The organism is Nostoc foliaceum FACHB-393 (assembly GCF_014698505.1).
In the GTDB taxonomy this organism is placed as follows: domain Bacteria; phylum Cyanobacteriota; class Cyanobacteriia; order Cyanobacteriales; family Nostocaceae; genus Nostoc; species Nostoc foliaceum_A.
Genome location: NZ_JACJTD010000002.1, coordinates 179,845 through 194,855, shown reverse-complemented (window position 1 = coordinate 194,855; position 15,011 = coordinate 179,845). Strand labels below are relative to the sequence as shown.

The following is a 15,011-nucleotide window of genomic DNA, read 5'->3' as shown; positions in this document are numbered from 1 at the left end:
GGTTAGCGTAGTACAAACAGCACAGTAAGTAATGTTCACGTTTTACCTAATCAATGAGAGTAATGCACGCGCTATCCTAAGTTGGCGATATGAGCCACCTTATGATCTATACAATTACTCAGAGCAAGAAGCTAATTCACTACAACATATTCTGCACTCCCAGAATAACTTCTATAGCATTGTGGATAAAAATAGCGAGTTGGTAGCTTACTGTTCTTTTGGACAAGATCGACAGGTCACTGGTGGTGATTACCGCGATCAGGCGCTAGATATTGGCATGGGAATTCGCCCTGACTTGACCGGACGAGGAAAGGGTGCTGAGTATGCCAATGCCGTATTGAAATTTGCAGACAGTTTATTTAACCCAAAAGCTTGTCGGGTGACGATCGCGGCATTCAATCAGCGTGCGATAAGGGTATGGCAGAAATTGGGATTCGAGTATCAGCAGTCGTTTGAGCGAGAGAATGATGGAATGAAATTTATCATTTTATTACGAGCAGACTGCTGTAAGACACTGCCCAATTTTGACAATTTAGCTTAGAACACCTCTAACCATACCTAAACTGACATTTAAAACAGCAGATGTTAGATCATCAATGTCAGAATACTGAGTCATAGGATGGGAAAATAAAGGTGATTAATGCCCATCTCCAAACTTGCTAGGCCATTCACCCAAGACAGATAAACAGCAAATTTTATCAGTCAAAATCTATGAATTTGACCCCCTCCCAAACTCGAAAGCGACCCACTCAAGCGATCGCAGCCAAAATTTTTCACTGGTGTAACATTATTAGCCTGTTTATCATGCTCACCAGTGGATTACAAATTTACAACGCCAACCCTGTTTTTGGTGGGCGTGCAGGTTTGCACATTCCTCCGATATTTACCTTAGGAGGTTGGCTTGCTGGAGGTAGACACTGGCATTTTGCAGCAATGTGGCTATTTTCGCTGAATCTCCTGTGGTATGGAATTTACGTTTTAATTACCCGGCGCTGGCGACATCGGTTTGTCGGTGCCAATGACTTGAAAGCATTACAAAAAAGTCAAAATTCCAAGCGTCTAATTTATGCTTGGCATCGGATTGCCTATACAGCAATTATTCCTATTTTGCTTCTAGCGTTATTTACAGGAATAGGAATGTATAAACCTGCTCAATTTCCCTGGATTGTGGATCTGTTTGGCAGTTGGCAAGCATTGCGAATCGTTCACTTTGCCTCAGTGCCGATGGTTATCTTATTTGCAGTGATTCACTCTCGATTAGGGCAGAAAGCTGGTGGTACTGAATTAACAGAATCAATGTTTTGATAAATAATCTTTTTTTCACAAAAATATGAACTTTTTTGATAAATTGAATCGTAATATCTTGCAAAATCAAAGCTTACTGTTTGTAGGACTTGATCCAAATCCAGAGATGATGCCTGTGCGTTATGAATCTGAAGAACTCATAACTGGTTTGGAGAAATGGTTACAATTCATTATTGCTGAAACTTCTGATTTCGTTTGTGCCTATAAACCGACGCTTGGCTTTTACGAAGCATTAGGTATTCCCGGTTTAGAACTGCTGTACAAAACTTTAGCAGCAATTCCATCCCACATCCCAGTTATTTTAGATGCTAAACACAGTGACTTAAATACTAGTACCATTTTTGCTCAAACTGTGTTTACAGAATGGCAAGTGGATGCAATCACTCTCAGTCCTTATACAGGACAAGATCACGTAGCACCTTTTTTGGTCTATCCTGATAAAGCGGTGTTTATTTTATGCTGTACTTCTAATCCAGGTGCAGAAGCTTTACAGCAATATCCTACAAACGAATCGCCCCTTTATTTACAGGTAGTAAAAGAATCAAAAACCTGGGGAACTCCAGAACAATTGGGTTTGGAAGTGGGAACTACAAATCCTGAAGTTTTAGCACTTATTCGAGCGATCGCGCCTGAAAGAATTATTATGGCGCGTAGCATCTGGGCGAAGAGTGGAAACCTGAAGCCAATTTTAGAAGCAGGTTTGAATGCTAACGGTGATGGTTTGCTGATTCCTGTTCCTCAAGATATGTTGGGAAACATACAGCTATCTGAAGAAGTCCAGTCTTTACGCGCAGAAATTAATCAAATAAAAACCGAAATTATTCACGAAAATTCTACATGTTCTGTGTGGTTTCCTGATGTTTGTTTGCTAAATCAGCACCCACAACAGGATTTGATTTTACAACTTTATGATATTGATTGCATTATGTTTGGCAGCTTTGTCCAAGCATCAGGAGCTATATTTCCTTATTACATTGACTTACGCAAAATTATTTCCAATCCTCAAGTTTTTAATCAAGTTCTCACTGCCTATGAGGATATTTTGAAGAATCTCCATTTTGATAGGTTAGCAGGTATTCCCTACGGTTCTTTGCCTACTGCCACCGGTTTAGCTTTGCGCCTTCATTGTCCGATGATTTTCCCTCGTAAAGAGGTGAAGGCACACGGAACTCGGAGAGTAATTGAGGGTAACTTTCATCCCGGCGAAACGATTGTGGTGGTTGACGATATTCTCATCAGCGGTAAAAGTGTCATGGAAGGGGCAAAAAAGTTAGAATCCGCAGGATTAAAAGTTAATGATATTGTGGTATTTATCGACCATGAACAAGGGGTAAAAGATAAATTACAGCAAAATGGTTATCGCGGTCATGCGGTTTTAACTCTTTCGGAAATTACGAATACTCTGTATCAAGCTGGACGAATAAATGAGGAGCAATTTTTAGCTTTTAATGAAAGTTAGTACTCAAATAACCGAAAATTGGGAATGGGTAAAGATTTTCATCATCTCCGTCCCCTTATTCATATTTAATCCCCAGGTTCAATTTAGTCACTAGAATAATTTTGATTTTTAAATTAATTATGAATTTTTCACTCAATCAACTACTTAAATGGTTAATTTTTACGCTGCTATTTCCTCTATTATTTCTCAATACTTGGCTAGCATTTTTACTTTTTAAAACTTTTCAACCTGTCGGAACAATACTTGTCTTGGCTATTTTGCTTGCATTCGTTTTAAACTATCCTGTTTCGATTCTCCAACAACGAGGAGTTAAACGCAGCTATGCAGTATCATTAGTTTTTATATTAGCATTGTTAATTATTGTTGCTCTGGGTATTACTTTAGTTCCTATTGTTTTAGAGCAATTTAATGAAATGGCTAAAGTTCTCCCCCAATGGATTGATTCTAGCGAAGAAAAACTTAAAATTTTAAATGATTGGTTTTTTAAGCACAAAATAAATGTGAATCTGAGTCATTTATTAACACAAATTACTGACCAATTACCCAATGAGATAGAGTTTGTTTCAGATAAACTTTTAAGCATTATCAGAGATACGATTGATAGTATTTCTGAGGCATTAATCATAGTGGTTCTAACTTTTTATCTGTTGTTAGATGGGCCAAGAATTTGGGAGGCGATATTTAAAAAGTTACCTGGGAGTTTACCTCAACAGGTAAGCCAGTCAATTCAGCAAAACTTCCAAAATTACTTGATTGGTCAGGGAACTTTAGCTTTGCTGATGGGTGTTTCACTAACATTATTGTTTTTAGCTTTTCAAGTCCAGTTTGCTTTACTCTTCGGTTTGGGAGTTGGGCTTTTGAGCTTAATTCCCTTTGGCGATGTTGTCAGTCTTGTTGTAATAACTTTAATAATAGCCACACATGACTTTTGGCTAGCAGTGAAGGTTTTTGCGGTAGCTGTTGTCATTGACCAGTTAATTGATCAGGCGATCGCACCACGACTTTTAGGCAAGTTTACTGGACTTAGACCAATATGGGTGTTAGTTGCTTTGCTTGTAGGAACCAATGTTGGTGGAGTCTTGGGTTTGCTAATCGCTGTACCTGTAGCTGGTTTTATCAAAGATGTAGCAGATGGTTTTTCTAAACCTAGTGGTTTCGATCAACCTGTTGATGGTGATGCTGCATCAGAATTGTTAGTAGAGGAGTCAGCATCATGACTAATTTGTGAGGGGGTAGCGGGACAAGGTAATTCAGAATTACAATCTCCTGTAGAATTGCCCGCTTTTAAGCATAAGAAAAAATCAAGCTACAACGGAGATGATCACAAAAATAACTTTAGACTTGACAGACAGCTAGTCAACTTCATATCTCTGCTTATGTCTGGCTAAAAGCTCTTGATATTTCTGATTTGTCTTTGCTTGCATCCATTTGACTTTAAATATTGCTGCTGATTCAGCTTTCACAGGGTCTACTTCATAGGGTAAAATCTCTTTTTGCGAGTCCTGTTTGTATTTTCTGCCGCTTTTATGATTAGCATAACGACGAGAGCGAGTATAACCCATTTGGATAAACTTTCGTGCCATATCCGCTCCGACAAAATCATCTTGTTCTAGATAAACAAGAAACATCTCGTAGATTTTTTCACTTGACTCTCTAGCAATATCAGGAGTTTTGAACCGCCAGTAGGGAAGAATTTCTGATTTGTATGGTTCTACCAAAAGTACACCCTGCTCACCCTTGCCAACACGATAGAGTTCGGGATGTTGGCGAAAATCAATATTCTTAAAGTCTAAAGAATAATCAAATGGCATGATAGATTTTTATTTAGGAATAGTAAACTTTAAGAAAAAGTTCAACTTCTATCCTAGTAAAGAGATTTTGTTCTACTATGCTATCTAGCACCCAATCTGTGAACAGTGTCCTTGCGCCGGGAAATCTGCGTAAAGTGCATCACATTGCCCTCAACGTCCAGGATATGCAAGCTTCCCGCTACTTTTATGGCACAATCCTGGGTTTGCATGAACTGACAGGCGATGAAGTACCCGCAACCCTGGTGGAACTTGTTGCTTCAGGAAAAGTAGCCAACTTCATCACCCCGGATGGTACCGTCTTGGATTTATTTGGGGAACCAGAATTATCACCACCAGATCCCAATCCAGAGAAGACTTTCACCAGAGCATACCATCTGGCTTTTGATATAGATCCGCAGTTATTCGAGCAAGCGGTGACAGTAATCAGAGAAAATAAAATAGCGATCGCACATGGCCCAGTCACTCGTCCTACTGGTAGAGGAGTGTATTTTTACGATCCAGATGGCTTTATGATTGAAATTCGTTGCGATCCAGAAGCCAGTTAACTTAGGGGTAATAACAAAAGTATCTACTATGTCCGCAAAAATCACGCAAATATTTAAAGTAATTGAAGACACAATCACAAAACCGCCAATTCCACACGAACCATACAAGCAATCATTGAAAGCCTGGGCGATGTATTGTTTGCGAGACAAAGGTTTTATAGTTGTTTATGCTCAAAATGCCGACTTTGCCATTGAAACTAAAGGCTTAGAAAAGCTATATTTCAAAGTTTCCAATAGCCCCGATGATTTAGATAATTCTATTAGCTGGATTGTTTGGGATAGTGCAACCAAAAACGCCAGTCTCATTCCCCAAAAAATAGACTGATGCTAAAAAATTGCTGTAACCGAATAATTTGTAATTAATAGTCTAGAGTAACCAAATTCATTCAAGGAGATAATAGAAAATTATTCTTTGTTTAAGAGTAGCTACCTATCTTCTATTAGTAAATTACGAATTACGAATTAATCAGACAACTGCTGCACGAATATTTGATGTTCTGGCGAATTTAATCCCAACTGCAACACAGCCAATACTTGCTGCATATTGCCAGCAAGTAAATCCGACATTGATAACCACAAACCAGGAAATACTTGACTTTTGATAATTCCATCTGCGTCCACTTCTAAGGACACATATTCTCCTTGTTGCAGGCAAAACCAATCTAATTTATTTTCAAATACTTGCCAAATAATGTATTCTTTTACCCCATTACGACCATAGACTTTTTTCTTGTCATGTAAATCAATAGCAACGCTGCTAGCTGCTATCTCTATTACTAGTTCTGGCGCACCTTCGATGTAATCATCATCACTAAAAAGAGATTGTCCTCTAGCTGCTGGTGTTATTAATAGCACCCCATCAGGTTGCGGTTCATTGTCTCGATCTAAGCGGACTGTTGGCTCAATTCCTAATCTCACACCAGGAGTGGCAATTTGGTAAGTCCACAACCAGCCTATTAGATGACCATGTGGTTCAGCATGACTTTCAAAGCGTAAAGGGGATGCCAAGTATACAACTCCTTCAATTAATTCTGCCTTTTGATGACGGGGCATTGCTTGATAGCGTCGCTCAAATTCGTAGCGAGTGAGGCGATCGCCATTCTCTAAAGGAGGAATTCGCTGCTTGAGTGATAGGTTGACCATGATTTTCTGCTCTGGCAAGGAGTCTTACTTTATTATGGCTTGGTACATATTTTTTTGTGATCTACTGCCAAAGTCTCATCTTGTCAAAGAATCGTTAGAATTAGGTTTCTCAAATACCATTAAATGCTGTTGGGGTAATAAGTTTTTGGTTTCACGCCAAACCAAACCAACCGCTTGCATTTCTTTGCTGACTTGCTTTTGAGTCATCTTGTGCAGACGTTTAATCATAATAAAGGGATTTTCACCCCGGTACTCAACCAGCACTACCCGACCACCTGGTTTAAGTCCTTTCACAATTCCTTGCATCACTTCTTGGGGATACTCAAGTTCATGGTAAGCATCTACCATCAACGCCAAATCGATACTTTCAGATGGTAAGTTGGGGTTACTAAGGGTTGCTAAAACAGGCTCAACATTGGTGATATTTTTCTCTTTTTTGAACAACTCAATGATTTCTAACATTTCTGGCTGAACATCTACAGCCAAGACTTTACCTCTTGTTAATAACGGCGCAATGCGAAAGCTCAAGTAACCTGTACCAGCGCCAATATCTGCTACTACATCGTTAGATTTAAGGTTAAGGAGGCTGACTATTTTACTTGGCTGTTCCTCCACCTCTCGGCTTTGTCGTTCTAGCCAGCCTGCGCCTGTATATCCCATAACTTTGGCAATTTCTCGCCCCATGTAGTATTTGCCAATACCATCTGGACTATGAATTATCCGTTGTTCGTAAACTGTGGTGGATGGAGAATCTGCTCTTGCTATGGCAGTTGGCTTAACCAGCAAGCATTCAAGCATTAACAGGAAAATTACTATAAAAGGTAGGATTTTAAGCTTGTGGTTATAACTCATCTTTTTTTGTATTTTAAGAAAATCTCAGTTATACCCATTCATCTTAATTCTTGATGTGGATCAAATTGCGGGGGATACCAACCCGTTTCTATCCAAAAACGTCAAGTAGCTTGAATTTATTTATTAATTTGACCTTAGCGCGAAGCCCTGGAAGTGACTGATCTTTGCAAATTAGCTAGAGCGCGATTGTAATCCAAAATAGCTGTAACTCGATTACCTTCTGCTCTTGTCAGGTCATTTTCAGCAGAGATCACCTCTGTTTGAGTACCCACACCAGCTTGGAACCTCAGCCTTGCTAAATTCAGAGCTTCCCTGGCTTGATTTAAAGCCACGCTAGAAGTCTGCACATTATTTAAATTGGCTTGCAATTGAGAATAGTACTGTTCTACATCAAAGCGAATTAGGTCGCGCTGGCTACCAAATTGAGTCTCTGCGATCGCAATATTAGCTCTCGACTGAGCCGCCCTTGCTCTTGCTGCTCCCCCATCAAACAAACTGAGATTTCCTTGAATTCCCACTGAATAGCCATCAGTAATGCTGACACCATCATCATACCGATCTAGCAGATTGTAATTACCTACCAAACTAATTTGTGGCCCTAGCTGTGAAAGTGCTTGTCGTCGCTGTTGCTCACCAATGTTACGTTGTGCTAATTGCTGTTGCAATTCTGGACGATTTTGAAGAGCTAGCACAATAGTTTCTTCTACTGTTGGCTGCCAAAGACCGACTAATTGTACCGGATCTGCCGCAGTGATATTAACCGACTGTGCTAAACTTAACCGAGTTGCTAACCGACGACGAGCGATTTCTTGCTGTGAGATAGCATTAGTCAGTTCTTGTTGGGCGTTTGCTAAATTCACCTGAGCTTGCAGCACATCGAACCGCGTACCCACTCCAGCCTGTTCTCTCGCTTGAGTATCCCGCAAACTAGCCTGGGCATTATCCACGGCAGACTGATTAATTCGTGCTTGTTCATCTGCTTCTAGCAAATCATAATATTCAGTTGTGACATTCAGTTCGATTTCCAAAGATGTACTCTCAACATCTAATTCATCTATCCTTAGCTGTTCCTCTGCGGCTTGGATAGTAGCTTGTTGGTTCCCAGAACTATAGAGGTTATAGTTCAGTTGTGCTGAACCATTGAAAGAGGTGCTGGCTGGAGATGAACTGTTAGTAAAACCATTGCCACTGTTAGTCAAACTACTGTTAATACCAAGAGTAGGAAATAAGGCAGCTTGAGACTCGCGTAGCGACGAGCGACTGCGTTCTAGCTCTAATATGGCTACTTGTAAGTCTCGATTGTTGCGTTTTGCTAGTTCTAAAGCTTGTGCCAAACTGATTGGCACAGTTCCCTGAATCTTTACTTCCTCCGGTTTGGTAGGAAATTGCAGAGGATTGGGATTGGGGTTGAGGTAATCGGGAACCTGTACAGAGTTTGAGGAATTCTGGGGTTTTGGGGGAGTTGCTGCACTTGCTAAAGTTGGAAAAAGAATAGCGATGCCTGACGGCAAAGCTACCGCCAATGCTACGCTCACCCAGGTAGAATGCACAAATAATAAACTGAAATTCATAATCTAAATGTAGTCATTAATTAGGTTTTTTTGAGGATACGTCAAGAGTTTTTATCCTGATTAACCTACAGAAATTTAAATCTTAAATTCCCCCTCAAAGGGTTGATCTTAACAAATTAGCCTACAATCAAGCCATCTTGAACTCGAATAATCCTTTTGGTTTGAGCCGCGATATCTGGTTCATGAGTGACAATCACAATCGTGATCCCTTGGTCATTAAGTTCTGTCAGCAAACTCATCACCTCATGGGAAGTTTCAGTATCTAAAGCTCCTGTTGGCTCATCTGCCAAAACTAATGCAGGTCGGTTGACCAAAGCGCGAGCGATCGCTACTCGTTGTTGTTGTCCCCCAGATAGTTGACTAGGACGGTTAGATATGCGTCCCTCTAGTCCCACCTTTTCCAAGGCTTCTAATGCCCTTTGACGGCGTTTTGGTTTGGGTAAATTAGCGTAAACCATTGGCAACATAACGTTTTCCAACGCTGTCGCTCGCGCCAATAGGTTAAATTGTTGGAAAACAAAACCTATTCTTTGGTTGCGAATATAGGCTAATTCATCATCATCAAAAGTCGTCAGGTTTCTGCCTTCAAAAATATAGTCTCCAGTCGTAGGACGATCCAGACATCCCAAAATATTCATGAGCGTGGATTTACCCGAACCTGACGCACCCATAATCGAGACATATTCCCCTTCTTCAATAGAGAGTTCAATTCCTTTGAGTATTGGAACACTAACTTCTCCCAAGTAGTAAGTTTTAGTAATAGATTCCATCCAGATCATTGTTGGCATAGTAGAGAGACGCGATTAATCACGTCTGTACAAGAATTACGAATTACGAATTACGAATTATTTAGTCGCTTCTTAAAGCAGTGATTGGATCTAATTTAGATGCGTTTCGTGCTGGAATCACCCCAGCTAGTAAGCCAACGCTCAATGAGAGTCCAAATCCAGCAATGATCGACAAGAAAGAAATGACAAAGGGAAATTTGAAAGTGCTTGCAGCTATAAAGGCTAATAAAACGCCAGTGGCCATACCAATACCTCCACCAGCAATGGAAATTACGATCGCTTCGGCTAAAAATTGATTCAGGATTGCAGAATTGTTGGCTCCTACGGCTTTGCGAATCCCGATTTCTCGTGTCCGCTCAACCACGGAAACTAGCATAATGTTGGCAATACCGATTCCACCAACCACTAACGAAATTCCAGCGATCGCTACCACCATTACTGTAAACAAACCCACAACATTAGTGAAGGTACTAACAATATCAGCTTGATTGGTCAGCCGAAAATCATCGGCTTGTGGCGGATAAATGTTGTGACGCAACCGTAAGAGATTGGTGGCTTGAAACTGAGCGGCTTCTAATTCTTCCTGATTAGCACCTTTGACTAAAATTCCATTTACAGAAACGCCTACGAGGGCATTATTCCCAACTAGTCTCTTCGACATACTAGTTAGAGGAATGAAAATCTGGTCATCTCGATCCATCGGCCCCTGAGAACCTTTAGGTTCCATCACCCCAATCACTTCATAAGCCTCTCCCTGAATGCGAATTCTCTCGCCGATAGGATTTACACCCTGTCCAAAAAGTGTTCTTTGAACTGTAGGGCCAAGAATAGCTACCTGTGCGACAGTATCTAGTTCTTCTTGAGTAAAATATCTTCCTTGTTGGGGGTGAGTATTTCTGACTTCTGGGTAGTTCAAATCTGTGCCATAAATGGTTGTTGAGGTATTCTGTCCCCCATATACAACTTGGGCACTCCGTTGGAGATAAGCAGAAACGATCTGTGCTGATGGCGCTTGTGTAGCGATCGCCTTTGCATCTTCCCAAGTCAAAGTACTGCTAGAACCTACTCCTTGACGGACATTCCCGCTTCTTGCCGCACCCGCCAAGATTTGGATCACATCTGTACCCAATGCTTGTATCTGTTGCTCAACCCCCTTTTGCACTCCCTGACCGACAGAAGTAATGGCAATGACTGAAGAAATCCCAATAATCACGCCCAACATAGTTAAACCTGTGCGTAATTTGTTACTCCACAGAGTCTCTGCTGCCATTGTTAAAATTTCCAACAACGGTACTGTGCGGGTATTCTTAGCTTTCTTAGAGCCGCTAAATATCTTAAACATAAGGTTTTATTTACAACTAACTTTAAGAACCACCGCCACCGCCTCCTCTTCCGCCGCCACCGCCTCCTCTTCCACCACCACCTCCGCCTCCTCCTAGACCAGGAAAAACTCCTCCTCGTGGTGTTGATTGCGGACGTGATCCTGGTGGGAAACTGAGTAACACTCTTTCGTCTCCTGTCAATCCAGACTTAACTTCGGTAAAGTTATTCACGGTAACGCCAGTCTCAATGCGAGTAAACACAGGTTTGTTATCAGCTCCAGCCACAAACACACCTGTGGCATTGTTTTGGCGCACAACTGAGGCCGTTGGTACTACTAGAACATTTTCAACTTGACCGACTTGAAAATCTACTTCCACATTCATCCCAGATCGGAGTAGCCTTTGAGGGTCTGAAAGCGATACTCTCACTTCAAAACTGGTGACGTTTTGCTCTACTATTGCTTGGGCAGCGATTTGACTGACTTTACCTTCAAAGGTTTTTCCTGGGTAGGCATCTGCTTTAATCGAAACTTTTTGACCAAGGCTGATTCTGGAAATATTTGTTTCCGCTAAACTTGCGACAACTTCATTGGTTGAAGCTAGAGACAAGATTGAAGAAGAAGAAGAAGAAGCTACTTCACTACTGGCAGTTGTGGGTGTCACGAAAGCGCCTGGATCAGCAAACTTCTTTGTCACCACACCATCGAAAGGTGCGCGAATAATTGTGTCATTGATTTCGGCTTGGATGTTTTGCAGCGAACCGCGAGCAGATGTTACCTGGGCGCGGGCTGCGTCAATATCTTCTTGGCGCGTTCCGGCTTTCACAAGTGCTAAAGCTTGCTGTCTTTGCTTCACCACAGCTCGTGCTTGCTCAATATCTTCTGGACGTGACCCGGCTTGTTGCAGAGCCAGTGCTTGCTGTGCTTCATTTACACTAGCTTGAGCGCTGTCACGATTGGCACGGTTTTGGTTAAGAGTCTGAAGGGAAATACCACCTGCATTGTAAAGTTGCTGATTACGAACCAAGTCATCTTCTGCTTGGCGAAGGGAGGCTTGAGCGCTTTGCAAGCGTGCCCGTGCTTGGGCAATATCTTGAGAGCGATTGCCGGCTTGTACCTTTTGCAGATTCGCCTGGGCTTCGTCTAATACTCCTTGGGCTTGAGCAATATCTTGAGGGCGATTGCCTGCGATCGCCTTTTGCAGATTTGCCTCGGCTTGTGCCAATTGTCCTTGAGCAGAGGTGAGTTGCCCCCGGAGGTTGGAATCATCCATGTAAGCTACAATCTGTCCTTGTTTGACGAGATCCCCTTCCTTTGCCAGCAGTGTTTTCAAGATGCCTGAATTTTTCGGGCTGAGGTTGATTGACCGCTCAGGCTTCACCGTTCCGTTCGCTGAAACTGTGATTGTTAAACTCTGCCTTTCTACAGGTCTTGTCAGCACCCGGCCTCTGGCTTCTTGACGGGAAACAACGGCTACTTGGTAATAAACTGCATAGCCAATTCCTCCTAAAAGGCAAAGGGCAATTAGCCAAGAGAGCCAATTACGCCTGCCCTTTTTTTTCTTTACCTCTGGAACTAAAATTGGTGAATCTACGGTATCTGATGTATCAATTTTCATAACTAAATTTGTTTATAAAGAACGGCTACCGAGCTAGTTATTCACGGCTAAAACTATAGCCTGGTAGCCCTATACTGACAATAATTTTGAGTTTTTGGTGTTTTAAAGGTTTATTTGCAGTACCAATCCACTAGGAAGTCTGAAGTAATCATCACGCACTCTCACTAATCTCCCAGATGGAACAATTTCCTGATTGGGAAGAAGAATGTCCCCGTTGGGAAGTCTGAAATAACCTTGATTACGCAGTCTGACTATGGATCTAGCAGGAATAATTTGCCCGTTGGGATATCTGATGTCACCATTACCAAGTCTGACTACTCTGCTATAGGGCTGGTTGTCACGGTTCCAATTGCCCCAGTTTCCAGGGTTTCTGACTTCTCCGGGATAGGGTCTGCCGTTGCGGTTCCAATTGCCCCAGTTTCCAGGGTTTCTGACTTCTCCAGGATAGGGTCTGCCGTTGCGGTTCCAATTGCCCCTGTCTCTGGGGTTTCTACGTTCTCTATAGTTGCGTCTGCCGTCGCGATCCCAATTTTGATCGCGATCGCCAACAACATAGACTTTCGTCTGGGCACTTGCAGGCGCAGTCAACAGAGTAGGGACAATGACCAGGGCAGCAGCAGCTAAGACTATCGATACACGGTTTGGCTTCAACATAGAATTGACTCCTTATTTGCATTAAAGTTCTATTTTGCTGAGGTTTGAATTCAGCACATCAAAGTGTTTAATATTTACCTCATCGTATAAATTCATACATAATAATTATTGATCAAAAAGTTCAAACCGATGTATGACGAAAGTCACTAGTAATTCCACGCTGATGTATGACCAAAGTCACCAATTTTTTTAATGGGGAGTAGAGAGCAGAGGGGGTAAGGGAGAATAATTAATGGCCAATAAATACCTAACCCCTTTGATTTAATCCTGGCTTGGTGCAATTCCTTGCCAGACAATATCCACAAGACTCTGGACAAATAGTGATACTTCTGTGGCACGATCTCCAGAATTTAATGGTAATTCGGTAGTTGATGTACTGATTTGAGACGATATCTGCTCTAAGAAAACGTAGTTCATCAGCGATCCTAGTAAGATATGAGCCACTGTCTGGGGATCGCAAAGGCGAAGCCGGCCTTGGTTGATCTCATGCTCTAGGAAAGCAGTCAGTACTTTGACATCTCGCATGGGCCCTGGTTCTTTACCTCCAAGTTGTGGGAGCGCATTGCCTCGCGATCGCAGCATCATGATTAGAGGCAGCACCTCACGATGGAATTCCATAATCTGGAGACAAATATTGATTAGGTTTTCTTTGAGATTGCCTTTGCCACAAAGAGATTCCAACTCACTCACCCAGAGGGGTTTTTCTGGAATTCCCATCGCTGCAAAAAATAATTCTTCTTTGGTTGAGAATCGCTTGAAAATTGAAGCTTCAGAAATACCAGCCTGTTGAGCAATTTCTAAGGTTGAAGCACCAAATCCTTGTTGTAGGAAAACTTGACGGGCTGCTTCTAAGATTTGCTGATTGGTGATTCTGGGTATACGAGCCATAAATAAGTAAGTGATTACTTATTAATATATTGCTTTTATTATGGGGATGTCAAGAACTAATGACGTAAGATTTTGCTGCCGTCAACAGCGGAGATCGTTTAAGCTAGCTGAAAGATTCTTTGATTAGTGGCTTAAAGGCGGTAGTGTGCCTAAACATGTTCGTTTGATTTCTTTTCTAATGGTTTGTAGTTTGTGGAGTATGCCAAAAGCCGCTAACGCGCAGGCATTAATACCCCATACACTGCAACTAGATGGTACAAAGTTAGAGAAACAGGGGTTGAGCTTGGCACAAGAGGCGGCTCAACTGGCTCAGTTTCAACAGGTTGAATTAGCTTTGCCACGAGCGCGGCTGGCTAGTCAACTGGCTCCTAAGAATGATAAAGTGTGGTTGCTCTTAGGTGGATTGCAACTACAAACTAAAGAGTTTGACGGGGCGATCGCTAGCCTGAAAAAAGCGCAATCTATCAACCCCAAAAATGGTGATATTTTGTTTGCTTTGGGTTCAGCTAATTTTCAGCAGAAAAATTACCAAGCAGCTGTTGTCAATTACCAAGATGGTTTGAAGTTAAAACCCAATGATCCAGAAGGGTTGTTTAATTTGGGTAATGCTTACTATCTGCTGGGTCGATTGCCAGATGCGATCGCACAGTACAATACAGCAGTTTCTAAAGATAAAAAATTCTGGCCGGCGATCAATAATATTGGTCTAATCAACTACGAACAGGGTGATATCCCCGGAGCGATTAAGCAATGGCAATCTGCTGTAACCATTGATAAGCAAGCCGCAGAACCTTTATTGGCCTTGGCAGTGGCACTATATACTAAAGGTGATAGCCAACAAGGATTAACCTTGGGAGAAGCCGCACTCCGCATCGATTCGCGCTATGCTAATTTGGATTTCCTCAAAGAAAATCTCTGGGGCGATCGCTTACTGTCTGATACGAAAAAATTCCTAGAATTACCCCGTATTCAAGCGGCCCTACAGCAACGAGAAAACTCATTATCAGCCCCTGAAAAACAGCCTACCCAATAATAGAGTTAGGAGTTACGAGTTGG

16 protein-coding genes are annotated in these 15,011 nt (G+C 41.9%); 7 read left to right on the top strand and 9 right to left on the bottom strand.

Annotated elements, in window-relative coordinates; translation table 11 throughout:
• The first annotated feature begins 31 nt into the window (after positions 1 to 31).
• From H6G92_RS02615 to H6G92_RS02600, 4 genes are all read left to right on the top strand, one after another.
• The gene (locus H6G92_RS02615; protein ID WP_190890445.1) at positions 32 to 541 is read left to right on the top strand and encodes a GNAT family N-acetyltransferase; all 510 of its coding nucleotides are present in this window, start codon (positions 32 to 34) and stop codon (positions 539 to 541) included.
• A gap of 170 nt (positions 542 to 711) precedes the next feature.
• Positions 712 to 1,305: a cytochrome b/b6 domain-containing protein gene (locus tag H6G92_RS02610; RefSeq protein ID WP_190890442.1), complete on the top strand. Its 594-nt coding sequence runs from the start codon at positions 712 to 714 to the stop codon at positions 1,303 to 1,305.
• Between the two features lie 25 nt (positions 1,306 to 1,330).
• Positions 1,331 to 2,764 (top strand): bifunctional orotidine-5'-phosphate decarboxylase/orotate phosphoribosyltransferase, encoded by a 1,434-nt coding sequence (locus H6G92_RS02605; RefSeq protein WP_190890440.1) that lies wholly within the window; start codon positions 1,331 to 1,333, stop codon positions 2,762 to 2,764.
• A gap of 119 nt (positions 2,765 to 2,883) precedes the next feature.
• Positions 2,884 to 3,981 (top strand): AI-2E family transporter, encoded by a 1,098-nt coding sequence (locus H6G92_RS02600; protein WP_190890438.1) that lies wholly within the window; start codon positions 2,884 to 2,886, stop codon positions 3,979 to 3,981.
• Positions 3,982 to 4,116: 135 nt separating this feature from the next.
• Here the strand turns inward: H6G92_RS02600 and H6G92_RS02595 are convergent, their stop codons facing one another.
• Positions 4,117 to 4,575 (bottom strand): DUF4385 domain-containing protein, encoded by a 459-nt coding sequence (locus H6G92_RS02595; protein WP_190890436.1) that lies wholly within the window; start codon positions 4,573 to 4,575, stop codon positions 4,117 to 4,119.
• Between the two features lie 77 nt (positions 4,576 to 4,652).
• On the opposite strand from H6G92_RS02595, the gene H6G92_RS02590 reads away from it, so the two are divergent.
• Positions 4,653 to 5,120: a VOC family protein gene (locus tag H6G92_RS02590; protein ID WP_190890434.1), complete on the top strand. Its 468-nt coding sequence runs from the start codon at positions 4,653 to 4,655 to the stop codon at positions 5,118 to 5,120.
• A 28-nt stretch (positions 5,121 to 5,148) separates the two neighbouring features.
• Positions 5,149 to 5,445 carry a hypothetical protein gene (locus H6G92_RS02585; protein ID WP_190890431.1) on the top strand — a complete coding sequence of 99 codons (297 nt, stop codon included), beginning with the start codon at positions 5,149 to 5,151 and terminating at the stop codon, positions 5,443 to 5,445.
• Positions 5,446 to 5,582: 137 nt separating this feature from the next.
• On the opposite strand, the gene H6G92_RS02580 is transcribed toward H6G92_RS02585, so the two are convergent.
• From H6G92_RS02580 to H6G92_RS02545, 8 genes are all read right to left on the bottom strand, one after another.
• The gene (locus tag H6G92_RS02580) at positions 5,583 to 6,263 is read right to left on the bottom strand and encodes a Uma2 family endonuclease (RefSeq protein WP_190890428.1); all 681 of its coding nucleotides are present in this window, start codon (positions 6,261 to 6,263) and stop codon (positions 5,583 to 5,585) included.
• Positions 6,264 to 6,338: 75 nt separating this feature from the next.
• Positions 6,339 to 7,115, bottom strand: coding sequence for a class I SAM-dependent methyltransferase (locus tag H6G92_RS02575; protein ID WP_190890425.1), 777 nt, complete (start codon positions 7,113 to 7,115; stop codon positions 6,339 to 6,341).
• Positions 7,116 to 7,249: 134 nt separating this feature from the next.
• Positions 7,250 to 8,686 carry a TolC family protein gene (locus H6G92_RS02570; RefSeq protein ID WP_190890422.1) on the bottom strand — a complete coding sequence of 479 codons (1,437 nt, stop codon included), beginning with the start codon at positions 8,684 to 8,686 and terminating at the stop codon, positions 7,250 to 7,252.
• 116 nt (positions 8,687 to 8,802) lie between these two features.
• Entirely contained in the window at positions 8,803 to 9,474 is a 672-nt protein-coding gene (locus tag H6G92_RS02565) for an ABC transporter ATP-binding protein (RefSeq protein ID WP_277926718.1), read from the bottom strand.
• A gap of 61 nt (positions 9,475 to 9,535) precedes the next feature.
• The gene (locus H6G92_RS02560; RefSeq protein WP_190890420.1) at positions 9,536 to 10,816 is read right to left on the bottom strand and encodes an ABC transporter permease; all 1,281 of its coding nucleotides are present in this window, start codon (positions 10,814 to 10,816) and stop codon (positions 9,536 to 9,538) included.
• Positions 10,817 to 10,838: 22 nt separating this feature from the next.
• A complete protein-coding gene (locus tag H6G92_RS02555; RefSeq protein WP_190890418.1) occupies positions 10,839 to 12,413 on the bottom strand; it encodes an efflux RND transporter periplasmic adaptor subunit in 1,575 nt (524 codons plus the stop codon).
• 102 nt (positions 12,414 to 12,515) lie between these two features.
• Positions 12,516 to 13,067, bottom strand: a complete 552-nt coding sequence (locus H6G92_RS02550) for a hypothetical protein (RefSeq protein ID WP_190890416.1) — start codon at positions 13,065 to 13,067, stop codon at positions 12,516 to 12,518.
• A 261-nt stretch (positions 13,068 to 13,328) separates the two neighbouring features.
• Positions 13,329 to 13,955, bottom strand: coding sequence for a TetR/AcrR family transcriptional regulator (locus H6G92_RS02545; RefSeq protein ID WP_190890413.1), 627 nt, complete (start codon positions 13,953 to 13,955; stop codon positions 13,329 to 13,331).
• A gap of 145 nt (positions 13,956 to 14,100) precedes the next feature.
• Here H6G92_RS02545 and H6G92_RS02540 point away from each other — a divergent pair, with 145 nt between their 5' ends.
• Positions 14,101 to 14,988, top strand: a complete 888-nt coding sequence (locus H6G92_RS02540; protein ID WP_190890411.1) for a tetratricopeptide repeat protein — start codon at positions 14,101 to 14,103, stop codon at positions 14,986 to 14,988.
• Positions 14,989 to 15,011: the final 23 nt, after the last annotated feature.